The sequence below is a fragment of the Pantoea sp. E956-1 genome, from assembly GCF_982223955.1.
On the sequence record NZ_CEUYZP010000012.1, the window covers coordinates 37866 to 61030 of the forward strand.

25 protein-coding genes and 1 pseudogene are annotated in these 23165 nt (G+C 56.2%); 10 read left to right on the plus strand and 16 right to left on the minus strand.

Going from position 1 to position 23165, the window contains the following annotated elements; all coding sequences use genetic code 11:
* The first annotated feature begins 20 nt into the window (after positions 1-20).
* From AC0T7J_RS21510 to dolP, 4 genes are read left to right on the plus strand one after another with little or no spacing between them, the layout of a single operon-like run.
* Positions 21-2045, plus strand: a complete 2025-nt coding sequence (locus tag AC0T7J_RS21510) for a penicillin-binding protein activator (protein ID WP_031594360.1) — start codon at positions 21-23, stop codon at positions 2043-2045.
* Positions 2003-2398 carry a YraN family protein gene (locus tag AC0T7J_RS21515; RefSeq protein ID WP_031594359.1) on the plus strand — a complete coding sequence of 132 codons (396 nt, stop codon included), beginning with the start codon at positions 2003-2005 and terminating at the stop codon, positions 2396-2398. The genes AC0T7J_RS21510 and AC0T7J_RS21515 overlap by 43 nt, the downstream gene beginning before the upstream one ends.
* 14 nt (positions 2399-2412) lie before the next feature.
* Complete coding sequence (gene diaA / locus AC0T7J_RS21520) at positions 2413-3000, plus strand: DnaA initiator-associating protein DiaA (RefSeq protein WP_010256507.1); 588 nt, start codon at positions 2413-2415, stop codon at positions 2998-3000.
* Positions 3001-3014: 14 nt separating this feature from the next.
* Positions 3015-3587 carry a division/outer membrane stress-associated lipid-binding lipoprotein gene (dolP, locus tag AC0T7J_RS21525; protein WP_010256504.1) on the plus strand — a complete coding sequence of 191 codons (573 nt, stop codon included), beginning with the start codon at positions 3015-3017 and terminating at the stop codon, positions 3585-3587.
* A 52-nt stretch (positions 3588-3639) separates the two neighbouring features.
* On the opposite strand, the gene AC0T7J_RS21530 is transcribed toward dolP, so the two are convergent.
* Positions 3640-4344 (minus strand): pirin family protein, encoded by a 705-nt coding sequence (locus tag AC0T7J_RS21530; protein ID WP_473796886.1) that lies wholly within the window; start codon positions 4342-4344, stop codon positions 3640-3642.
* 129 nt (positions 4345-4473) lie between these two features.
* Here AC0T7J_RS21530 and AC0T7J_RS21535 point away from each other — a divergent pair, with 129 nt between their 5' ends.
* On the plus strand, positions 4474-5373 hold the full coding sequence (locus AC0T7J_RS21535) for a LysR family transcriptional regulator (protein ID WP_013359142.1): 900 nt from the start codon (positions 4474-4476) through the stop codon (positions 5371-5373).
* 9 nt (positions 5374-5382) lie between these two features.
* Here AC0T7J_RS21535 and AC0T7J_RS21540 read toward each other — a convergent pair whose 3' ends face one another.
* From AC0T7J_RS21540 to pmbA, 11 genes are all read right to left on the minus strand, one after another.
* Entirely contained in the window at positions 5383-7305 is a 1923-nt protein-coding gene (locus tag AC0T7J_RS21540) for a BglG family transcription antiterminator (protein ID WP_473796889.1), read from the minus strand.
* Between the two features lie 107 nt (positions 7306-7412).
* Positions 7413-8153 carry a 2-dehydro-3-deoxy-phosphogluconate aldolase gene (dagF, locus tag AC0T7J_RS21545; protein ID WP_473796892.1) on the minus strand — a complete coding sequence of 247 codons (741 nt, stop codon included), beginning with the start codon at positions 8151-8153 and terminating at the stop codon, positions 7413-7415.
* Positions 8150-9271, minus strand: a complete 1122-nt coding sequence (locus tag AC0T7J_RS21550; protein ID WP_473796895.1) for a DgaE family pyridoxal phosphate-dependent ammonia lyase — start codon at positions 9269-9271, stop codon at positions 8150-8152. The genes dagF and AC0T7J_RS21550 overlap by 4 nt, the downstream gene beginning before the upstream one ends.
* The gene (locus tag AC0T7J_RS21555; protein WP_473796898.1) at positions 9255-10385 is read right to left on the minus strand and encodes an amidohydrolase/deacetylase family metallohydrolase; all 1131 of its coding nucleotides are present in this window, start codon (positions 10383-10385) and stop codon (positions 9255-9257) included. The genes AC0T7J_RS21550 and AC0T7J_RS21555 overlap by 17 nt, the downstream gene beginning before the upstream one ends.
* 43 nt (positions 10386-10428) lie before the next feature.
* The gene (locus tag AC0T7J_RS21560; RefSeq protein ID WP_010256482.1) at positions 10429-11070 is read right to left on the minus strand and encodes a DUF4310 family protein; all 642 of its coding nucleotides are present in this window, start codon (positions 11068-11070) and stop codon (positions 10429-10431) included.
* Positions 11071-11081: 11 nt separating this feature from the next.
* Positions 11082-11858, minus strand: a complete 777-nt coding sequence (locus tag AC0T7J_RS21565) for a DUF4311 domain-containing protein (RefSeq protein ID WP_010256480.1) — start codon at positions 11856-11858, stop codon at positions 11082-11084.
* 128 nt (positions 11859-11986) lie between these two features.
* On the minus strand, positions 11987-12286 hold the full coding sequence (locus AC0T7J_RS21570; protein WP_010256479.1) for a DUF4312 family protein: 300 nt from the start codon (positions 12284-12286) through the stop codon (positions 11987-11989).
* A gap of 2 nt (positions 12287-12288) precedes the next feature.
* The gene (locus tag AC0T7J_RS21575; protein WP_010256477.1) at positions 12289-12645 is read right to left on the minus strand and encodes an SFCGS family glycine-rich protein; all 357 of its coding nucleotides are present in this window, start codon (positions 12643-12645) and stop codon (positions 12289-12291) included.
* 13 nt (positions 12646-12658) lie between these two features.
* A complete protein-coding gene (locus AC0T7J_RS21580) occupies positions 12659-12994 on the minus strand; it encodes a glycine dehydrogenase (RefSeq protein WP_473796903.1) in 336 nt (111 codons plus the stop codon).
* 295 nt (positions 12995-13289) lie between these two features.
* The gene (cybC, locus tag AC0T7J_RS21585) at positions 13290-13676 is read right to left on the minus strand and encodes a cytochrome b562 (RefSeq protein WP_473796906.1); all 387 of its coding nucleotides are present in this window, start codon (positions 13674-13676) and stop codon (positions 13290-13292) included.
* Positions 13677-13740: 64 nt separating this feature from the next.
* Complete coding sequence (gene pmbA / locus AC0T7J_RS21590; protein WP_473796909.1) at positions 13741-15081, minus strand: metalloprotease PmbA; 1341 nt, start codon at positions 15079-15081, stop codon at positions 13741-13743.
* Between the two features lie 115 nt (positions 15082-15196).
* Here pmbA and yjgA point away from each other — a divergent pair, with 115 nt between their 5' ends.
* Positions 15197-15742 (plus strand): ribosome biogenesis factor YjgA, encoded by a 546-nt coding sequence (gene yjgA, locus AC0T7J_RS21595; protein WP_473796912.1) that lies wholly within the window; start codon positions 15197-15199, stop codon positions 15740-15742.
* A gap of 40 nt (positions 15743-15782) precedes the next feature.
* On the opposite strand, the gene AC0T7J_RS21600 is transcribed toward yjgA, so the two are convergent.
* A complete protein-coding gene (locus AC0T7J_RS21600) occupies positions 15783-16523 on the minus strand; it encodes an oligogalacturonate-specific porin KdgM family protein (RefSeq protein ID WP_115758027.1) in 741 nt (246 codons plus the stop codon).
* A gap of 353 nt (positions 16524-16876) precedes the next feature.
* Positions 16877-18229 (minus strand): UDP-N-acetylmuramate:L-alanyl-gamma-D-glutamyl-meso-diaminopimelate ligase, encoded by a 1353-nt coding sequence (gene mpl / locus AC0T7J_RS21605; RefSeq protein WP_473796915.1) that lies wholly within the window; start codon positions 18227-18229, stop codon positions 16877-16879.
* A gap of 168 nt (positions 18230-18397) precedes the next feature.
* Between mpl and fbp the strand changes: the two genes are divergently transcribed.
* Positions 18398-19405 (plus strand): class 1 fructose-bisphosphatase, encoded by a 1008-nt coding sequence (gene fbp, locus AC0T7J_RS21610; protein WP_010256459.1) that lies wholly within the window; start codon positions 18398-18400, stop codon positions 19403-19405.
* 64 nt (positions 19406-19469) lie between these two features.
* On the opposite strand, the gene AC0T7J_RS21615 is transcribed toward fbp, so the two are convergent.
* Positions 19470-21029 carry a methyl-accepting chemotaxis protein gene (locus AC0T7J_RS21615; RefSeq protein ID WP_473796918.1) on the minus strand — a complete coding sequence of 520 codons (1560 nt, stop codon included), beginning with the start codon at positions 21027-21029 and terminating at the stop codon, positions 19470-19472.
* Positions 21030-21198: 169 nt separating this feature from the next.
* Here AC0T7J_RS21615 and AC0T7J_RS21620 point away from each other — a divergent pair.
* The 3 genes and pseudogenes from AC0T7J_RS21620 to ppa all read left to right on the plus strand — a co-directional run bounded on the left by AC0T7J_RS21620 (position 21199) and on the right by ppa (position 22752).
* Positions 21199-21610, plus strand: a pseudogene (locus AC0T7J_RS21620) (lysozyme inhibitor LprI family protein).
* Positions 21611-21671: 61 nt separating this feature from the next.
* Entirely contained in the window at positions 21672-22121 is a 450-nt protein-coding gene (locus AC0T7J_RS21625; protein WP_473796921.1) for a DUF441 domain-containing protein, read from the plus strand.
* 100 nt (positions 22122-22221) lie between these two features.
* On the plus strand, positions 22222-22752 hold the full coding sequence (ppa, locus tag AC0T7J_RS21630) for an inorganic diphosphatase (RefSeq protein ID WP_003855519.1): 531 nt from the start codon (positions 22222-22224) through the stop codon (positions 22750-22752).
* A gap of 59 nt (positions 22753-22811) precedes the next feature.
* Here the strand turns inward: ppa and AC0T7J_RS21635 are convergent, their stop codons facing one another.
* Complete coding sequence (locus AC0T7J_RS21635) at positions 22812-23165, minus strand: gamma-glutamylcyclotransferase family protein (RefSeq protein ID WP_010256451.1); 354 nt, start codon at positions 23163-23165, stop codon at positions 22812-22814.

Genomic DNA, 23165 nt, shown 5'->3' on the forward strand with positions numbered 1-23165 from the left:
AAAACATCACTGGATACAGTATGCTTCCTTCAAAAGTCGTTCGTCATAAAGCAGGACGCTTTCTGCCTGTCATTCTTGCCGGGCTGATTTTAGCCGCATGTAGCGGTCAGGGGCCGCAAACCTCAACCGTCAATATTCAGGGGCCCGTCACAGCCAGCTCCGCTTACTATCTGCAGCAAGCGCAGCAAAGCAGCGATGATAGCAAGACCGACTGGCAATTACTTGCAATCCGCGCCCTGTTGAAGGAAGGAAAGTATCCTGAGGCGACTCAGCAACTGAGCCAGTTGCCGCAGCAGCTCTCTGAGACGCAGCAACAGGAATCCCTGCTGCTGAAAGCGCAATTGTTGATTGCACAGCAGAAGATCAAAGACGCCGAACCGCTGTTAGCGGCAGTGAAAACCGGCGCACTGTCGCAGGATCAGCTGGCGCGTTATTACAGCCTGCAGATCGCCAGCGCACAGGGTCGCCCTTCACTCTCGCTGCTGCGCAACTATATTGCCCAGGAGCCGCTGCTGAAAGGCACCGATCATCAGGGCAATATCGACGCCACCTGGCAGACACTGACCCAGATGTCGCCGCAGGAAGTCAGCAACCTGGTCATCAATGCCGATGAAAATGTGCTGCAGGGCTGGCTGGATCTGCTCGCGGTCTGGCGCGCCAACACGCAGGATGCTGAGATGCTCAAGTCAGGCATCAAAGACTGGCAGACCCGCTATCCGCAGAACCCGGCGGCCAAAACGCTGCCGACGCAGCTGAGCCAGATGCAGAACTACACCAAAGCTTCAACCAGCATTATTGCGCTGCTGCTGCCGCTGAATGGCCAGGCGCAGGTGTTCGCCAACGCGATTCAGAAAGGCTTTAATGATGCGAAGAATGGCATCTCCGCGCCGGTCGCTCAGCCAGCAGCTGCTCAGCCCGCCGCTGCTGATGCAACAGCCAGCACCCAACCCGCTGCCGCTGCTGGTTCTTCCACCGATCCAATCAGCGCGCCGCAGCAGCAACAACCTGCCGACACGACGCCACAGCCTCAATCTCAGCCTGCTGCCGCAGAACCGGCCAGCAACGCACAGATCAAGGTCTATGACACCAGCAGCCAGCCGATTGAGCAGGTGATGCAACAGGCACAGCAGGATGGTGCCACCATCGTGGTCGGCCCGCTGCTGAAGAGCAACGTTGAGAAGGTCGCCAACAGCCAGACGCCACTGAATGTGCTGGCGCTCAACGAGCCGGAAAAGATCCAGAACCATCCGAATATCTGCTACTTTGCGCTTTCTCCTGAAGACGAAGCGCGCGATGCGGCGCACCATATCTGGGATCAGGGTAAACGCCAGCCGCTGTTGCTGGTTCCGCGCAGCGGACTGGGCGATCGCGTCACCAACGCCTTTGCTCAGGAGTGGCAGACGCTGGGTGGCAGCACGGTGATGCAGCAGCGCTTTGGTTCGACCTCAGAGCTGAAACAGGGCATTAACAGCGGCGCGGGCATCAGCTTATCCGGTACGCCAGTGAACGCTGCACCTGCCGAGCCGCAGGGTGTTACGATTGCGGGCCTGACTATCCCGGCACCGCAGCAGAACACGCCAGATGTGGTCAGCACCAGCAGCGGTGGTGGCGTCGATGCGGTCTACATCGTCTCAACGCAGGACGAACTGCAGCTGATCAAACCGATGATCACCATGCGCACCGGCAGTCGCAGCAATATCTCGCTCTACGCCAGTTCGCGCAGCGCGCAGGCAGGTGCCGGCCCGGACTTCCGTCTGGAAATGGATGGCCTGCAGTTCAGCGATATTCCGCTGCTCTCCGGCAGCAATCCTGGCCTGATGCAGCAGACGTCGAAGTCATTCAATAATGACTATTCGCTGGTGCGTCTCTATGCCATGGGAATGGATGCCTGGACGCTGGCGAATCACTTTAACCAGATGCGTCAGTCACCTGGCTTTACGCTGGACGGCAATACCGGCAAGCTCAGCGCCAACACGGATTGTGTGATCAACAGGAAGTTGACATGGAACCAGTATCGTCGGGGCGAAATCGCACCGGCCAACTAAATCGGCGTCAGACCGGCGCCAGGCATGAAGAAGATGCCCGGCGCTATCTGGAGCAGGCTGGCCTGAAATGGGTCGCCAGTAATGTTCACTTTCGCAATGGTGAACTTGACCTGATAATGCGTGACGGGCACTGTTGGGTGTTTGTTGAAGTTCGCTACCGACGCGATGCGCGTTATGGTGGCGCGCTCGCCAGCGTAACCCGGAATAAACAACAAAAGCTGCTGCGCGCTGCCGCTCTCTGGCTGGCGCAACGCGGCGGCAGTTTTGAAACAGTGAATTGCCGTTTCGACATCATCGCCATTACCGGCACGGCGCTCGAGTGGCTGCCGAATGCCTTTAATGCAGACGTTTAGAACCAGGTGGTCGTGTGCAGGACAGAATTAAAGCGTGTTTTACCGAAAGTATTCAAACTCAGATTGCCGCAGCCGAAGCGTTGCCCGATGCCATCTCCCGCGCCGCTATGACGCTGGTGCAGTCGTTACTGAATGGCAATAAAATCCTGAGCTGTGGCAACGGTGCCTCATCCGCCAATGCACAGCACTTCGCCGCCAGCATGATCAACCGTTTCGAGACCGAACGCCCAAGCTTACCGGCGCTGGCGTTGAGTGCCGACAACGTGATGCTGACCGCGATTGGTAATGACCGCCTGCACGATGAAATCTATGCCAAGCAGGTGCGCGCCCTGGGACACGCAGGCGATGTGTTACTGGCTATCTCAACCCGTGGCAACACCCGTGATATCGTTAAGGCCGTAGAAGCGGCGGTAACACGCGATATGACTATCGTTGCGCTTACCGGGTATGATGGCGGAGAGCTCGCCGGACTGCTGGGTCCGCAGGATGTGGAGATCCGCATTCCGTCGCACCGCAGCGCCCGTATTCAGGAGATGCATATGCTCACCGTTAATTGCCTATGCGATCTGATCGATAACACTCTCTTTCCCCATCAGGAATGACCGAAGGAGCACGAATGAAAGCATTGAATGCTATAGCTATTCTGTTAACCGCCATGCTGCTGCAGGGCTGCGTTGCGGTTGTGGCGGGTGGCGCAGCGGTTGCCACTAAAACGGCCACTGATCCACGCTCGGTGGGTACGCAGGTTGATGACAGCACGCTGGAGCTACGCGTGACTAACGCGCTGGCTAAAGATCAGCAGATTAAAACCGATGCCCGCATTATCGCGACGGCCTATCAGGGCAAAGTGTTGCTGACCGGTCAGGCGCCTTCGCAGGAGATCGCCGGTCGTGCCAAACAGATCACCATGGGTGTTGATGGCGCAACCGAAGTCTATAACGAGATCCGCATCGGCCAGAAAGTGACGCTGGGCACCACATCGTCCGACACCTGGATCACCACCAAAATCCGCTCGCAGCTGCTGGGCAGCGATCAGGTGAAATCCTCCAATGTGAAAGTGACGACGGAGAATGGCGAAGTGTTCCTGCTGGGTCTGGTGACACCGCAGGAAGCGCAGGCAGCGGCTGATGTCGCCAGCCGCGTCAGTGGCGTGAAGCACGTCACCACGGCCTTCACCATGCTGAAGTAATACGCAAAACGCAAAAAAGGCGGCCATGGCCGCCTTTTTTATTGCCCGATGTTCAGACCGGAATGTCGATGACCAGCGCGCGGGTCGCGGTTTTCGCCTTCAGCTGCAACAGCTTCTCTTCCTGCAAAAAGGCACCATCGCCACAGCCCAGCTTCTCCTGATGATCCGTGCCGGACATCGCTTCCAGCGAACCGTGAATCGACTGCAGATAGGCTCGCGGCCCCTGTAACCGCAGCGAATACTTTTCGTTTGGTGCCAGCTCGACCTGGTGAATCCACACCTGCTGACGCAGTTGCAGACTGTCGTCCATGCCATCCGGCGAGGCGATCAGCTGGGACAACCGGCCATCCGTCAGGGCGATTTTCTGCATCCGCGAATTTTCGCGCTCCGGACAGGCGGCCAGCCAGAGCTGCATGCGTGTCAGCGGGCGATCTTTGCTCAGATTCATTTCGGTGTAACTCACACCCGGCTGGGCAGAGAGCAGCAGCGCCTCCCCTTCCCGCACGCTGATCGTGTTGCCTTCGCTGTCGCGGTACTCAGCTTCACCCTGCAGCACGATGTTCAGGACATCAACCTGGGGATAGGTGCGCGGCTGAAAAGCGGCACCCGGCGCCAGCACTTCCTGGTTCAGTACGCGCAGCGACGCGTACCCCATCAGTTTGGGATCAAAATAGTGGCCAAAAGAAAAACTGTAGCGCGCCTGTAACCAGCCGAAATCGGCCTGACCACATGCGGACGCACTGCGTGTCGTTATCATTGTTTACCTCCAGCATCCGGTGACGAGGATCGGCCACGGACTATATGCTCCCATGGTAAAAGTCTGGACGCCGGATTGTTAGCCAGTTAATCTGCCGGGCATGTTCAAATTTCCTGACAGAGAACCGGGATGGCTAAAGAGCGTGCGTTAACCCTTGAATCTTTACGCGTTATGGATGCGATTGATCGGCGTGGCAGTTTTGCCGCGGCAGCGGATGAACTGGGGCGCGTCCCTTCTGCCCTCAGCTACACCATGCAAAAGCTGGAAGAGGAGCTGGATGTGGTGCTGTTTGACCGTTCCGGTCACCGTACCAAATTTACCAACGTGGGACGCATGCTGCTGGAGCGTGGCCGGGTACTGCTGGAAGCGGCTGATAAGCTCACCACCGATGCGGAAGCGCTGGCGCGTGGCTGGGAAACCCATCTGACCATCGTCACCGAAGCACTGGTGCCCATTGATGCACTGTTTCCGCTGGTGACGCGGCTGGCCGACAAAGCCAATACGCAGTTTTCGCTGGTGACGGAAGTGCTGGCGGGCGCGTGGGAACGGCTGGAACAGGGCCGGGCCGATATCGTGATCGCCCCCGATATGCACTTCCGCGCTTCCACCGAGATCAATACCCGCAAGCTCTACACCATGATGAGTGTTTACGTCGCCAGTGCTGACCACCCGATTCATAACGAGCCTGAACCCCAGTCTGAAGTGACGCGGGTGAAATACCGTGGCATTGCGGTCGCGGATACCGCGCGGGAACGTCCGGTGCTGACCGTGCAGTTGCTGGATAAGCAGCAGCGCCTGACCGTGAGCAGCATGGACGACAAGCGCCGTGCGCTGCTGGCTGGCCTGGGCGTGGCGACTATGCCCTATTCGCTGGTGGAGCAGGATATTGCGGAAGGCCGTCTGCGGGTGGTGAGTCCGGAATATACCCGCGAAGTCGATATTATTATGGCGTGGCGGCGTGACAGTATGGGCGAAGCCAAATCCTGGTGCCTGCGCGAGATCCCGCGCCTGCTGGCGAAGAAAAACTAATGCGGCGATTCAGGGCGAGGGCCAGGAGCGGCTCAGGCAATCCATCGCCACCGCTCTGAAGCAGGTGAAATCGGTGCTGTCCCGCAGACGGGTCATCGCCCTTTCACGCAGGAACGTCACAAACAGATCGTATATCGCCATCGCCTCTTCATATTCACTTTTGCTGATCGCCAGCAGGAAAATGACATAGGCGGTATCGTCCCCCCAGGCGATGCCGTGCGGTGCCAGCACGGTATAAACCACGGTTTTATTTGCCAGCAGCCCCAGCGAGTGCGGCAGCGCAATGCCTTCACCGAGCATGGTGCTGACAATCGCTTCGCGTTCTTCAACCGACGGATAGAACGCCGCATCCACAAATCCCTCGGCCTCAAGTTGATCGCACAGCTGGCGGAACAGTTCAGACTGGGTCATCGGCCTGTCGACGATATGAAAGTGCTGGGCATCAAAAAATTTCGCCAACATATAGGGCCGGGTACGGTCCACCAGCACCAGCTTGCCAATCTGTTCCAGCTGAAAACTGGTGGGAAACGGCGATATCACCACCACCGGTTTCTCTTTTTCGCTGAGCCGGATGGTAGAGATCACAAAATCTTCGTCGATGCGGCTACGCGCCTCATACTCGCGCTGTGACAGACGCGCCGTGACCTGCAACTGCGGATATTTGCGCAGCAGCATCGCCTCAATCATTCGCAGCGTGGAGTTACCGCTGTCGCAGACCAGCAGCACCTGCGGATGACGCTGATAACCGACGTCATAGTGGCGCTCCAGCCCGACACCGATATGCAGCACCAGAAAACCAATCTCATTCTCGGTGATCACGTAAGGGGTATATTTTCCCCAGCTGGTCACCGCCGCTAAGGTGACATCATAGGCCATGGGATAGTGCTGTTTGATGTTACTGAGCAGCGGGTTGGGAATATGAATCTGATAGCGCACCCGCGTAATCATGGTTTTGATGTGGGTGAGCAGGTCAGCACGCAATTGCTGATCGTTTTGCAGATTGAAGTTGTAGTGCGTGTTGATAAAGCTGAGCAGGTAATCCACCAGCGCGTCGGCGTCATCCGCATTGATGGCACTGGGCGCAATCGCCTGAATGCGTCGCGCGGCGATATTGACCCGCAGCCAGTTCTCTTCCGCCGGTGAAATCGGTTTGCTGACCAGCGGGCGCATCAGATTAATCAGGTGATGGGCCGCTTCACGCACCTCATCACCAATCTCCTCTGCACCCGGATCGTTAAGCGGATAGCCTTCACTGATGCGCCGCACCGCCACGGCGCAGTAAAGCCGCAGATAGCGTTCGCCCTCATCGCTAAGCCGAATGTTGTGCTGAGCAAAACAGCTTTGCAGCAGCGGGCGCAGCGTCTCCAGCATGCCGCTGTTCAGCGCTTCGATAGTCAGCAGCGGACTCTCGGGCTGCGCCTGATCGATTTGCCATAACAGGTCGGTCAGGCAGGTACGAATTGCCACTTCGCTGCCAAACAGCTTCATGCCGTAGTGTGGCTTGCTCTCAATGGTAAGGTGATAGCGCCCCAGCCATTCGCGCACCTCCGCCATATCATTCTGCAGGGTGGCGCGGCTGACAAACCACTCCTCTGCCAGCTCTTCAAGTTTCAGGGAATAGGCGGCGGTAAGAAAGCGGGTCAGCAGGTAGCGAACCCGATCCGGCGAGGTACGCGGTACCCGCAGCGGCGACGCGGTATGCTGTTGCAGATGCTGAAAGCGCTGAGCATCCTCAATCTTCAGCTGATAGCCCGCGCCACGATTGAGGATAAACTGCGCGCCATGTTCTGCCAGCAGCGCATTCAGCGCCGTGATATCGGTGCGCACGGTGCGTGTCGAGACGGCGAAACGCCGCGCCAGCTCATCCTGAGGCAGCGTTTCGTTTTGCATGGCATCGAACAGTTGCGCAAGGCGCTGATTGGGAAATCTCACAAGCGTTACCTGTTTGCAGACAGAAAGTGGGAACATCAGCCTACGGAGATCGTCTCGCAACGTCCATGTTGCGCGATCTGCCTGTTGCAGACGGATCGTGTTGATCTCTAAGCCAGCAGCGTTTTACAGATAGCCAGCAACTGTTTCACATCTTCAATGCGGGTCTCTCCGCTGGCTTTGTCGATGATCGAACTGTAGACGTGCGGGATCACTTTGCTGACGCCCGCCTCCAGCGCTATGCGCACGATCTCACCGAAATTTTCCAGATCGATGCCGCCGGTTGGCTCCAGCCAGAAATCCAGTTTTGCACAGGCTTCCGCCACAGCGCGATACTCATCCACCGCCTGCAGACCGCCCATCGGGAAATATTTTACCGAGCTGCCGCCCATATCCTGCAGCATCGCGATCGCCGTTTCGACGGGCACGATCCCGTCACGCAGTTTTGAGCTGCGGGGGCCGGTGGAGATTTTCACCTGCCCTGGCGTGCCGGTGGGCGAGATCAGACCGTTCACTACCGTCTGCGACTGCCCCAGCAGCGCACGGCTGGTGGCAACGCCGGTAAAGACCTGATTCACATGCTGCGGTTGCAGCACTGCCGCGATCTCACTCACCATCTGTGACTGGTTGGGATCGCCCGCACCCAGACCAATCGAGAGCGCATTATCGATCAGCGCGGCATATTCGCGCATATCGGCGATAGCGGCTTCATTGCTGGCGTAGTTTTTCGACAGCACGCCGACCAGCACATGCCCTTCTGCCGCCTGCCAGATGGCGCGCGCATTCTCTTTCGATCCCGCCAGTACGTTAAGGCAGAGACGATCCTGATAAAAATGGGGTGTCAGCGTCATGCGTTTTTCTCTCCGTGTAACAGTGCCTGAATGCGGGTGAAAATCGTGTGCAGTTGATCGGCGCTGACGCTGCGTACGTCCGCCTCAATGATCCCTTCGTTGGCTTTGTATCCACGGAAGTAGATCGCCACATCACCACTTTTCAGCGCCTGCACCAGATCGCCGGTGCGCTGCTGGATCGCGGCTTCGTCGAACTTGATCTCACCACGTGCGATGTCGCGTCCTGCTGCGTCCCACACTACCCGGGCCGTCACGCCATTCAGACTGTTGAGCTGTTCAATGAACGTCGTCATTTTTTCTACCATCTGCGCGCCACTGATTTTTGGCTGCGTCAGATAGTTTTCAATCGCCTGGGTCAGCCCCAGGATCCCCTCTTTGCCCACTTTCATCGCGCGGCCAATACCGTTGGTCTGGCGTTTGACCCACTCAACGTAGTGGTGTCGGCCAATCACCAGCCCGCTGGTCGGCCCTTCAATCGCTTTTGCTCCGCTGTAGATCACCAGATCGGCACCCGCCTGGTAGTAGCATTGCAGATCCTCTTCCGCCGCCGCATCGACGATCAGCGGGACGCCATGCTGGCGCGCAACGGCTGCGGCCTGCGCCACATCGAGATGGCTCTTCTGTACACAGTGGTGCGATTTTACATAAAGGATCGCCGCGGTCTGTGGGGTGATCGCCGCCGCCAGCTGGGCGGGTGAGCACTCGTTGCTGTAACCCGCTTCTACCAGTTGCCCGCCACCCAGTGCCACCATGCTGCCGACCGGTGCGCCATAGTTCACGTTGTGCCCTTTCGGCACCACAATCTGATGCGGGACGGTCAGCGGCGCGGCATGCAGGTTATCCACCAGCCAGTCGTTGTCTTTCACAATCACCGCCGCCACGCTCTGGGCGATACCGGCCGAGGCGCAGGAGACCACCAGCGCGTTCTCCACCTTCAGCAGACCGGCGATATAAGCACCGGTCTTATCCACCAGATCTTTCATTTCGAAGTAGTGATCGAGGCCATATTTTACCGTATCGATCACCTCACTCGATGGCGTAGAGACGCCGAGGATCGTCATACGGCCAGAGGCGTTAATCACCGGCTTCAGGCCATACTTTTCATATACCGAGGTCATGCGCTATTCCTTCTTCAGTCGCGATCCACTTACCAGCGACCACTGCCGCCAGCGGGACCAGATGCTTCTCACCTGCGACCTGTTCACCTTCTGAATCGATGAATGGCCGGGTTTCCTCTTTGACGCTAAACACCGTCAGATCGGCGTCGTAACCGACTTTCAGCTGGCCCTTGCGCTGCAGGCGCAGTCCTGCCGCCGCATTAACCGTTACACAGTCAATCACCTGCGGCAGCGTCATACCGACACTGAAAAATTTCGACATCACATGCGCCAGGTTGTGAACCGGTCCGGCCAGACGATTGCGGCAGTAGATGTCAGAGCTGATGGTGTCGGGCAGAATGCCCTGCGCAATCGCCGCGCGGGCGACTTCAAAGCTGAAGCTGGCACTGCCGTGGCCGACATCGAGTCTGACACCACGCGCAATAGCCTGTTTTACCGCCGCTTTAAGTTCGCCCTGCGGCGTCAGGATACGGTTGGGTTTGCCATTAAAGCAGTGCGTGATGATGTCGCCCGTGGTGAGCAGATCCGCAATCTGATCGAGATTGGGCGGATTATTGCCAATGTGAACCATCAGCGGCAGCCCGCCGGTTTCCTGCTGGATCGCCTTCGCTTTGATCAGCGGCTGCACACCATTCTCGCCCACCACGCTGCTGCTGATGCGTGCCTTGAGGCCGACAATAAAATCGGGCAGCCGCGCCACCGCCTGCTGCACCGCCTCGCCATCTATCTGCGTCATGTCAGCCAGCTCATTCTGGGTGACGATACCGGTGCGGGCGATATTGATCAGCGCATAAACCTGGGTCTGTGCCGCGCGTGTCAGCCGGTAAAAGTCATCAATGTGCTCTGCGCCGGTGCTGCCCGCATCGACAACCGTGGTGACGCCATGCGCTACGCCAATCGCATCCGCTTCATCATGATAAATCGGTGATTTGGGATAGCAGTGAACGTGGGAGTCGATCCAGCCTGCGCTGAGATAGTAATGGCCAGCCAGATCGCGCTCGCGTTGTGCGTTGCCCTGCACCTTGCCTATGGCGGCGATGCGGCCATCCTGCAGCGCAATGTCGACCACCTGCTCATCGCTGAGACGCGCACCGCGGATAATCAAGTCGTACATGGTTTCTCCTTAACGGCAGCCCGCAGCCGGGCTGCCGGTGAGATCAGAGAGCAATCGGAAACAGTGCCCCGAGGATCATCGCGCCGAGGATGGCGCCGCCGGTAATGGGCTTGTTCCAGAGATAGAAGAGCAGCGCGCCCAGCAGCGACCCCAGGCCAATCGGAATGGATGCCGCCATGGCTGACAGGATGATCAGCGGGCCCAGAAAGCGCCCCGAGGCATTACCTGCTCCCATCATCACGTCTGCGCCGTAGGTTGAGTCGCTCTGATTGATGGTGAATTTACGCGCCAGAATAATCAGGTAGCCAATCGCCACACCAATTACCAGGCCCGTCGCCAGCGAGGCAGCGAAGTTCGCCACCGGGAAGACGATGCCCGCACCCAGCAGCAGTGCCGGTACACCCAGCCCGACGCCGGTCTGAATCGCGCCGCCGATATCCAGAATGCCCACCAGCGATCCCTCAATGATGCGGGCGAACAGGAAGCTGGCACCAAAGGCGGCGACCGCGCCATAGACACCGGTCTCCATGCCTGCGCGCAGCATCGACACAAACGCCACTTCGTTGAACGCGCCGATGCCATAGAGGTAATACATGTGTGTCCCGGCAAAGACGCCAGAAGAGAGCAGGCCAACAAAGATCGGGAAAGACCAGTCGGCGTACCAGAAGCCTTTATTTTCGTTCATCGCATCGCCTCTTATTTGCCGCTGACTGAGTTGTGGATCATGTCGAGCCAGCCGGGAATGCCGAGCTGGAAGGACTGCAGCAGCTTCATGTCGAAACCACGGAAGAAGCCGCTCAGCACAAACAGCAGCACGATGGCGGTCATCATGACTTTGGTGACCCGGTTCCAGCCGCTCTCTTCCACGCCTTTACCGATCAGGATACCCAGCACCAGTCCTGGCACGGCATTACCCATGATCAGCTGCGCCAGACCGCCAAAAATGGTGGCCCAGAAGCCTGACTTTCTGCCTGCGTCGATCGCCGCCAGCCAGAAGATCACCGGCATGACGGTGTTCACCAGCAGGTTAGCAGCGGGCACCAGCACTTTGACCGCCGTGACCTGCAGTGCAGCCGGAACAGCCGAGGCGGTGGAGTTGAGGAAGGCGACCACGATCATGCCGATGATGCCGCAGGCGATGGCCATTTTTTTCGGATCGTGCAGCGTCTCCGCCACATTACGATTTTTCACCATCAAGGCGGCCGCACCCCAGTTTGGAATGATGCGATGATCCACATCCTGAGTGAATGAACCGGCTGCAACAGACGATGCCCAGGCATTGAAAAAGAAGCCAAGACCAAAGGAGAAGTGGGATGCCGGATCGCCCTCGCACGAGTTCAGCTCGCCCAGCGTACGGAAAGCGCCCATGCCCTGAGTGGTTGGCGCGTGGAACATGCGCGCAGCACCCGCACCGACGCCGACCCCTACCAGCCCGCCAATGATCAACGACTTAAACAAAATGATTAAAAACATGTTGTTGTACCTTGTTGTCGTTTTTACCTGCCCTCTCGCACGCCGCCGCATCGCCCACACCTGATCATCGCGATGTCGCGACAGCAGAGCATCGGGCAAACGACTGGCTGGCGTTAACAGGCTCTGTTTTACGATGCCGCCGTGAACGCCACCTGTTCGGTGTCGAAAACGGTGACGCTGACGGTGATCTCCAGCGTGACGCTGAAGCTCCGCCGTTGGCGCGCCAGAAAGAAGAAGAGAAACTTCTCGGTTTTGACGCTCTCCTGCGCGCGCAGCACCCGGACATCCTGAGGTTCAATGCGCAGCAGAATTTTTTGCGTCGCGCGCAGAACCTGGTTCTGCACACGACTCAGGGCATCGGCAAAGGCTTTCGCTTTGGTGTCGCCTTTGCCCTCGACCGTCACCTGGGTAACGTATTGTTCTTTCATAATCAGCTGCCGTGCTTCTTGTTCCAGGCTTGCACCAGCCGCTCACCTAACTCTTCTTTATCCATAAAGCCGAAGCCCAGCACCGTGGCACCTTCATTGATGGCGGTGACGCCTTCGTCGACAGAACGCATGCCATGTTTTGCTTTGTAGCCATATTTGTTCTGAGCGGTGATAGCACCGGCGCCGCCGCTGCCGCAGAACGAGATGCCGAAATCGGCGTTTTCCGCCTTCATTACGTCACCCAGTTTCATGTCAGCGGCGACACCGGGCACCACGACAGCACGGCCACCCGCTTTTTCGATGCCCGCAGCCACTTTCTGTCCTTTACCTAAACGATCGCCAATCACTACTGTTACCATGTTGTGTTCCTCTCTAGTTGTTTGATCGCGCGACTTCAATATGCACTGACAGCAGCCAGGCCTCTTCGCGGGGCAGGTTGCCAAACAGATCGACGACCTGCTGCGCCAGCGCTAACGTTTCCGGCGGAATATCTTCAAACAGCTCCGCTTCGACTTCCGGCAGCGGCTCACCGCTCAGCGAGCGTGACGCCATGGCACCGACATGCGATTGCAGCATCTGCTGCTGAACCGCATTGGGCTGAATACCCTGTTGCTGATAGATCGCCGCAATCTGCGTCATCACCCTGTCAGCCAGCTGTTGCACTTTCTCAGGTGGCGCTTCATACACCGGGACGCCGTTATTGCTCACCTTGCTACTCCTGTTAAACCGGATAATTCGCGTTAGAAATAAATTAACGGTCAACACCCCGGCTGTGGAGAGGCAACATTTCCAGCAGCAAGTGGAAATTGAAGTGAAGGTTGTGCGTCAGATCGCAGGCTGCACGCTTAGTGCGACATGCGTCGCATAATGCGCAACTTGATGGGTTTAACCGTGAAAATCGGTGATGTTGTGCGGCGACAAGCCAGACATGCGGGGCTTCAGGGTGCGGTGATAAGCAGAAGTGATGGTAAAAAACCGCCGGCCTGGCTGGCCGGCGATCTGATTAACGGAATTTCTTATGGTTGGCGTTGCGGATGTCGTCGAACTTCGCTGCTTCGCGTTTCGCTCCGTCCACGTTGTTGGCTTTCGCCAGTGTACTGACCACATCTATCTGCGCGATCAGCGAATCGATACCGGCATGGAAATCTTTCACCTGTGGGCTGTCAGCTGGCTGGCCTTCCAGCTTATCCGGCGTGCCCTGTCGCGCATCCTGTGCTGCGGTACGCATTTTGGTCAGCGCCTGCTGCATCTCCTGAGCATCGTCGGTTTTTTTGACGATCTTCAGATTGGCATTCAGCGTATCCATATCCTGCTCCAGATCGGCCGCATAGAGGCTGGCACTGGAGAACAACAAAGAAGCAGACAACATTGCAATCACATGCTTACGCATCGCTCTTTCCTTTCTTATTGTGATGAAAAAAAAGCAGCCAACCGGCTGCTTTCAGAATCCATCTTTATTGTCCCGCTATCTTCATCTCAGGCAGTAACACTGAACCGCACTGGATATTGCTGCGGGTTTCAATATCGTCACCGATGGTCACCATATTGCGCCACATCTCTTTGAGATTGCCGGCGATAGTCACTTCGCTGACCGGGTACTGAATAACGCCATTCTCGACCCAGAAACCGGCCGCACCGCGTGAGTAATCACCGGTAATCGCGCTGACGCCCTGTCCCATCAGCTCGGTCACCACTAATCCGGTGCCCATCTGCTTCAGCAGGTCGTCAAAGCTGTGGCCCTGACCTGCAATGCGCCAGTTATGAATGCCACCAGCGTGACCGGTGCTGGTCAGGCCCAGTTTACGGGCTGAGTAGCTGGTTAACAGCCAGGTCTGCAGCACGCCATCTTTGATGATGTCGCGCGCCTGGGTACGCACCCCTTCGCTGTCGAATGGCGTGGAGGCGAGCCCTTTCAGCAGATGCGGCTGTTCATTGATGTTGAGCCACTCCGGCAGAATCTGCTGACCCATAGAATCCAGCAGGAAGGTCGATTTACGGTAAACGTTGCCGCCACTGATCGCGCCAACCAGATGACCAAATAAGCCGGTTGCCACTTCTGAGGCGAAAATCACCGGGGCTTTCATGGTCGGAAGTTTACGCGGTGCCAGACGGGAGAGCGTGCGGCGCGCGCACTCTGCACCGACCCACTCCGGGCTCTTCAAATCTTCAAACGCGCGGCCAATGGTGTAGGCGTAGTCGCGCTCCATGTTGCCATCCTGCTCGGCAATCACGCTGCTGGAGAGCGAGTGACGGCTTGAGCAGTAGCTCTGCAACATACCGTGGCTGTTGCCAAAGACTTTGATGCCGACATGGCTGTTGAAGCTGCCACCTTCGGTATTAGTAATACGCTTGTCGGCGCGCAGTGATGCCTGTTCCGCCTGCGCAGCCAGTTCAATGGCGCGGTCAGCATCAATCTCCCACGGATGGTAGAGATCCAGGTCTGGCGCATCATAGGCCAGCAGCTCTGCATCGGCCGGACCGGCAAAGGGATCGGGCGAGGTATAGCGCGCAATATCAATCGCCGCCTGCACGGTGCGTTTGATCGCGTCCGGGCTGAGATCGGTCGATGAGGCGCTGCCTTTACGATTCTGATGATAGACGGTGATGCCCAGCGCACCGTCGCTGTTGAATTCGACGTTTTCCACTTCGCCATAGCGGGTGCTGACCCCGATGCCGGTGGTTTTACTGACCGCCACTTCCGCGCTGTCAGTGCTTGCTTTAGCCAGTTCAAGTGCCTGCGCAATGGCCTGCTCCAGTACTTTTCGCTGTTCTGCAACCTGAGTAGATACGTTCATCGACCTGCCGTCTAATCTTATGTGTGAATGATTTGAGTCTATCAGAGTCAGAGAACAATTTCGCAGTCACCCGATAAACTGGTAGGATTAGCCTCTTTTTTTTGGGAGCCCGGAAATGACCAAACAGCCCGATGAGTGGCTCGACGATGTGCCAGATAATGACGAAGAAGAAGATGAAGAGATTATCTGGGTCAGTAAGAGTGAAATTAAACGCGATGCAGAAGAGTTAAAACGCCTGGGAGCCGAACTGGTTGATCTGGGTAAAAACTCGCTGGATAAAATCCCGCTGGATGAGCGCCTGCGTACCGAAGTTGAACTGGCACAGCGCATCAAGAAAGAGGGTCGCCGCCGTCAGCTGCAGCTGATCGGTAAACTGCTGCGCAGTATTGATGTGGAGCCGATCCGCGTTGCGCTGGACAAGCTCAATAATCGCCATAACCAGCAGGTTGCGCTGTTCCATAAACTGGAAATGCTGCGCGATCGTCTGATTGAACAGGGTGATGACGCGATGGGCGACGTGATTGCGCTTTATCCCGATGCCGATCGTCAGCAGTTACGCAGCATGATCCGTAACGCGCAGAAAGAGAAAGCGGGCAGCAAGCCGCCGAAGTCTGCCCGTCAGATTTTCCAGTATCTGCGCGAACTGGCCGAAGCGAAGTAACGCCATGGCGGGCAGCCTCGCCCGCCTCCCGGCAGCGCATTCATCGATAGATGTAGAGAATACCGGTACGCAGCCGCAGCTGGCGTTCGCTCGATGTCGCAGAACGTCCGATATCGCCAAAGGTGACGTAAGGCACCCAGACGCGATCGTTGCCAAGCGCATAATCGAACTGTAACTCCTGTTCGTAATCATCATGTTTATTGGCAAAGAGTTTCGCATCCGCGTGCTTATACACCAGCTTATAGGTGGTAGTCAGCCGATCGCTTTTATTTCTCAGATAGAGGTCAAAACGGTTGGCAGTACGATGCCGGTCTGTATCGCAATAATCAATACCTCCGGTACGGCATTGATCGTCATGCGCGTAATCGGTCAGTTCAAGACGATAAAGGCCACCGAGAGACCAGCGATCGTTAAATTTATACCAGGGTGCTACACCAAATTTCCATTCGGTGCGCGAGGAGTTAAACTCAGGCTGAATAAAAGGCGACACTGTCCAGTTCCCCCAGTAATACGATTTCAGAAAGGTCACCTCCACCACATTTAACACGGTGTCGTTATAATATTTGTCTTTTGGGTCTGCGCCGCCGGTTTTGAATTTGGTTTCAACGCCGAGAAACATATTGTCCGGCAGCGTGGTGCTCAGACCCAGCTTGTCGTAGTGTGTGCGGTCGCGAAGGCGGTACTCATGCCGATAATCAACGGTGGCAGTGGCCAGCGCCGCAGCAGAACTGCATAACAGCGCGGCGCCCAGTAAAAACGGCAATGAAATATTATTTCCCATATGAACATCCTTATTAGTGGTAATCAGAGCAATGAATTATCAGAACGCATTCATTTAACTCAAAGTTAACTTATATTTAAAATCATCATCAATATAAGACCGCGCATAAAGATAACCCGTTATTTATTCCTTTAACTTTAACGCTTTAATTATTATTCCTCAGCAACATCAGGGATGATGCTAGAAATAACCGGCAAGAGCGGCCTTTCTGTTTCAGACACTAATAAGAAAAATATGGCAACGGCAGGAAGAGTGAGCAGATCGAATTCAAAAATATGCGGGATTTATTGAGGGGATAATATTTACGGGAATAACGCTTTTAAAAAAAGCGCCCGAAACGGGCGCCTGTGATGTTATGCCAGCCTGTCCAGCAGCTTCTGATGAATGCCGCCAAACCCGCCGTTGCTCATGACCAGAATCGTGTCGCCTGGCTGAGCGGCTTTGGCCACCATTTCCACCAGGGTATCGATATCTGCGCTCCAGTGCGCAGGTGGAATGCACGCTTCTGCGACATCGGATACCTGCCACGGAATATGGTGCGGCTGGAAAAGAAAGACCTCATCAGCACGCGCCAGCGACGGTGCCAGATCGTTCTTGCTGACGCCCATCTTCATGGTATTAGAGCGTGGCTCCAGCACAGCCAGAATACGCGCTCTGCCGCCAACTTTGCTGCGCAGAGCAGCCAGCGTCGCCAGAATCGCGGTCGGATGGTGGGCAAAATCATCATAGACTTTGATGCTGTTCACTTCGCCGCGCAGCTCCAGCCGTCGACGCGCATTGATAAAGCTGTTCAGCGCCTGGCCTGCATCTTCCGGCTTCACACCCACATGGCGGGCGGCAGCAATCGCCATCAGCCCGTTGTGCATATTGTGTTCACCCACCAGCGCCCAGTTCACTTCCCCGACTTTTTCGCCGTCGAGCCAGATTTCCCAGTGAGAGGCATCGTTGGTGAGCTTTTTCGCCTGCCAGTGTCCGTGCTCGCCGACGTTCTCCTGCTCGCTCCAGCAGCCCATTGCCATCACCTGTTTGAGGTTAGGATCATGTTCCGGCAGCAGGATCTTGCCCTGGCCCGGTACGATCCGCACCAGATGGTGGAACTGCTTCTGGATCGCCCGCAGATCGTCAAAGATATCGGCGTGATCAAACTCAAGATTATTGAGGATCAGCGTACGCGGGCAGTAATGGACAAACTTGGAACGCTTGTCGAAAAACGCGCAGTCGTACTCGTCCGCCTCAATCACGAAGAATGGACTTTTTCCTAATTTTGCCGAGACATCGAAGTTTCCGGGCACACCACCAATAATGAAGCCTGGCTCAAGGCCGCAGGCCTCAAGAATCCACGCTGCCATGCCGGCTGTGGTAGTTTTGCCATGAGTTCCCGCCACCGCCAGCACCCAACGATCGCGCAGCACGAAATCGTGCAGCCACTGCGGGCCAGAGAGGTAAGGAATGTTGCGTTCCAGCACCGCTTCCACGCAGGGATTACCCCGCGTCATCGCATTACCGATAATCACTAAATCAGGCATCGGGTCAAGCTGACTGGCGTCATAACCTTCTGTTAATTCAATGCCTTGCTGTTCAAGCAAAGTACTCATTGGTGGGTAAACGTTGGCGTCTGACCCGGTCACCTGATGACCAAGTGAACGGGCCAGCATCGCCAGGCCGCCCATAAAAGTGCCACAAATCCCGAGGATGTGAATGCGCATTACGTGATCCATTACTCAAAAGTTCGGCGCACAGTGTAACGCCGCTCGCAGACGGAAGAAACGGATTAGGACTATGGTTTTTGAAGTTCAATCGGCTAAACTGCGTACGCATCCGTTGGCAGACTGTTACGCGTGCTGCCACTCCATCGAAGATTCAGGGAATGTTTTATGAAAACGTTGGGCGAATTTATCGTCGAGAAGCAGCATGACTTTCCGCACGCTACAGGTGAACTGACAGCGCTGATTTCCGCTATTAAGCTGGGTGCCAAAATCATCCACCGCGATATCAACAAAGCCGGTTTAGTGGATATTCTGGGTGCCAGCGGCGTCGAGAATATTCAGGGTGAGCAGCAGATGAAGCTTGATCTGTTTGCTAACGAGAAACTGAAGGCAGCACTGAAAGCACGTGGCATCGTCGCCGGTATCGCTTCTGAGGAAGAAGACGAGTTTGTGATCTTTGAAGGCGAAGAAAACGGTAAGTACGTGGTGTTAATGGATCCACTGGATGGTTCTTCTAACATCGACGTTAACGTTTCCGTCGGCACCATTTTCTCTATCTACCGCCGCGTCAGCGAACCGGGCACACCGGTTGTTGAAGCGGACTTCATGCAGCCAGGCAACAAGCAGGTCGCTGCCGGTTACGTGGTTTACGGCTCCTCCACCATGATGGTTTATACCACCGGTGCAGGCGTGCATGCGTTTACTTACGATCCGTCTCTGGGTGTATTCTGCCTCAGCCACGAACGTATGACCTATCCACCAACGGGTTACACCTACTCCATTAACGAAGGTAACTACATTCGTTTCCCGCAGGGTGTGAAGAAATATCTGAAGTTCTGTCAGGAAGAGGATCTGCCAACGCACCGTCCTTATACCTCACGTTACATCGGATCGCTGGTCGCGGATTTCCATCGTAACCTGCTGAAAGGCGGCATCTACCTCTACCCAAGCACCGCCAGCCATCCTCAGGGTAAGCTGCGTCTGCTGTATGAGTGCAATCCGATGGCGTTCCTGGCAGAGCAGGCGGGCGGTAAAGCCAGCGACGGTCAGAAGCGTATTCTGGATATCCCACCGGTCACGCTGCATCAGCGCTGCCCGTTCTACTGCGGTAACGAGGCGATGGTGAACGACGTTGAGCGTTTCCTGGCCGAGTTCCCGGATTGCCGTCAGGGTTAATCCGACAGTGATATAAGTAGTGATAGTAAAAAGCCAGGGCGCGTATATCGCGCCCTGGCTGTTTTTACGCCGTCTGCAACCTGAACTGCGCCATGGTTGCCTGAAGCTGATCGGACTGCGCTTCCAGCGACTGAGTCGCGGCGGTGGCCTGCTCCACCAGTGCCGCGTTCTGCTGCGCTGCCGCATCCATCTGCGTGACCGCCAGATTGACCTGCTCAATGCCACGGCTCTGTTCGTCGGAGGCCATCGAGATCTCTTTCATCAGCGCCGTTACGCGCATGACCTCACCAGAAATCTCATCCATGGTTTCCCCGGCCCGCGTCGCCATCTCGCTGCCCTCTTTGACCCGCGATTGTGAATCACTAATCAGCGTACGGATCTCTTTGGCCGCGTTAGCGCTGCGCTGCGCCAGCGTGCGCACTTCATTTGCCACTACCGCAAAGCCACGGCCCTGTTCGCCTGCGCGCGCCGCTTCAACGGCGGCGTTGAGCGCCAGGATATTGGTCTGGAAGGCGATACCATCAATCACGCCAAGAATATCGCCGATACGATTGGCACTGTCGGTAATTTCATGCATTTTTTCCATCACGTAGCAGACCACCTCCGCGCCGCGATCGGCCGTATCAGAGACCGCGTTAGCCAGCTGGTGTGCCTGCTGGGCGTTGCTGGCGTTAAGCCGCACGGTTGCCGTGAGCTGCTCCATGCTGGCCGCAGTCTGTTCCAGCGAGGCGGCGGACTCTTCGGTACGCTGCGACAGATTGACGTTACCCGCGGCCAGTTCACGGCTGCCGATGTCGATTTGCATACTCGCTTCGCGCACCTGACTCACCGAGGTACGCAACGATTGCTGCATCCCGGCGAGCGCATGATTAAGCCGCCCCAGCTCATTGTTGCCCGACGGCGGCAGCGCCTGCGAGAGGTCGCCCGCCGCAACCTGCTCAAGATGGAGAATGGCCAGATTCAGCGGCTGCAGCAGCATCCGACGCAGCAGTTGCCAGGCGAGCACCAGCAGCAGCAGTGTTAATACCACCGCCACGGCGATCAGGATTTTCATTTTGGTTTCGTTGTAGGCCGCCTGCGCCAGCTGGGCCTGGGTGATCTGATCGGCCAGCTGGCTGAAGTCCGTGACGGCCTTGTTGTAGCTGGCCGCCAGCGTCGCAAGGTTGCCTTCCAGCAGCTGGTAATACTCGTCGGTATATTGCTTATCCAGGGCGTTCATCATCGGTTTGATGCCCTGGTCGAGATAGGCTTTGTAACTGGCCGAAACCGCATCGGCCAGCTTTTTGCCGTGCGCCGTCACCGTTCCGGCGTCCACAAAGCGCTTCAGGCTTTGCTGTGATGAGACCACATCCGCCTGCGACAGCTTTGTTACTGCCGCCCCCTCTTCCAGCAAACCAATTTCAATTTTACGCACTGCCAGCGCTGCGTTAGAGCGGGCTCGCATCAGATCGGCATTGCTCTGGTAAAGACTGTTCAGCTCGATCCCCTGAATGCGGTTGATCACATCCAGCGAGCGATTCCCTTTGTTAATTGCCACGATACCCATAAAACTCACCGCCAACAGCAGCAGTGTCATAAATGCCAGCAAGGCCAGCAACCCCGTGCGAAGTGATAACTGTTTCATCCAGATAGTTTCCGTGTATGTGAAAAGGCAAATTTTCCAGCGGCCCTAAAACGGATGAAGTATCGGCAGTAACGGCGCGAAACTTTAACCCTGATTAGTGTTAACAACTTGATCATCACGGAAACATCCATCAAGCTAATCGCCGCTTATCCGTTATCCGGAGAAAAGAATGAAACCAGGATTATTTCTGATGCTGCTATGCCTCAGTACGGCGGCGCTGGCAGAGGATATGCCCCCGGACGCCTCGCCCGATCGCTGCCTCAATGACGCCTCTACGACCCTTGCCATGAACCAGTGCTATGCTGCGGCTAATCGGGCCTGGGGACCTGGAGATGAATAAGCAGTACAACAAACTGATGAAAACCCTCTCCGGCGAACCTGAAAACAAACTGCGAGCCGCACAGCGCGCCTGGCTGAGCTACCGCGACAGCTGGCTTGAGGCAAGCCGCAGCCAGCTCAGTACAGAAGGCACGCTGGGCAGCGTGGCGCTGAGCGCTCAGAGCCTGAGTCTGGTGCGCAATCAGGCACTGATGTTGCAGTCACTCGGTAAAGGCAGCTGTGCTAACCCCAATGACTGCTGATCGATAACCGGTTTTTGCGCTGACTGAAGTCAGCGCGCTCATTAACCTTCAGGGAGAAACCATGGCTGCTTACGCCTCGACCATCATTCTGATTTGCCTCGCCGTACTGAGTTATTTCGTTCACAACAACGCGGTCACGATTTCAATTCTGGTGCTGCTGGCGATTAAAATTACCCCGCTGGCTCAGTTCTTCCCCTACGTAGAAAAACAGGGCATTACCTTAGGCATCATTATTCTTACGGTGGCGGTGATGGCCCCGCTGGCAAGCGGCTCACTGCCCGCCTCCGCGCTGATCAAGTCGTTTGCTAACTGGAAGTCGATTGTTGCGATTCTGGTGGGCATTGTTGTCGCCTGGCTGGGCGGGCGTGGCGTGAATTTTATGAGCGTCCAGCCTTCGGTGATTGGTGGTCTGCTGATTGGTACAGTGATTGGCGTGGCGTTCTTCCGTGGGGTGCCGGTAGGACCACTGATTGCCGCAGGCATTGTTTCGCTGTTTGTGGCGGCTAAGTAGCGTTTGGGCGCATTCCGAAACGCCAAAAAGGGGGCATACTTTCAGAGTCAGTTGGCTATAATAGCCGATACTCAACATACGACTACTGAAGGAATGCCAGATGAGTTTGAACCAGGTGCCAGCAGGTAAAGACCTGCCAGAAGATATCTACGTTGTCATTGAGATCCCAGCAAATGCTGATCCGATCAAATATGAAGTTGATAAAGAGTCTGGTGCCCTGTTTGTAGACCGTTTCATGTCTACCGCCATGTTCTATCCGTGCAACTACGGCTACATCAACCATACCCTTTCTCTGGATGGTGATCCGGTTGACGTACTGGTTCCGACCCCGTATCCACTGGTTCCAGGCTCAGTGATCCGCTGCCGTCCGGTTGGCGTGCTGAAAATGACCGACGAGTCTGGCGAAGATGCCAAGCTGGTTGCCGTTCCGCACACCAAACTCTCTAAAGAGTACGATCACATCAAAGATGTGAACGACCTGCCAGAACTGCTGCGTGCACAGATCACCCACTTCTTTGAGCACTACAAAGATCTGGAAAAAGGCAAATGGGTGAAAGTGGATGGCTGGGATAATGCCGAAGCCGCTAAAGCTGAAATCATCTCCTCTTACGAGCGCGCACAGAAGAAGTAATTCTGCTGCCGGTTTGTGAGTCGAAAAAAAAACACCGTCCGGATGGACGGTGTTTTTGTTCAGGCCTCTGGCTCCTCATCGCGCTTCAGCCAGTCACCACTCATGATGCGCTGGCGTCCTGCCACTGAGCGTTGATAGACATAAAGCCATGCACTGCCAAACGGCGTCTGAGTCAGATAACGTTTGTACTCTCCCCCTTTGGTGCGAAGCGCATCCAGCTCCGCAAGGGTTGAGGCATCAATGCGGTACACCTCACAATGTACCGCTCCATTGCCCTCAATCACGCCGGGATAATGGCCCAGACTGTAAAGCTCAAAGCCTTCAATCTGGTGATCACCCAGCCACTGCGCATTCGTCATCCAGTGACTGTTTCCCTGTTTGCGCCGTAAACTGCCGTAGACAATTATTCGCAT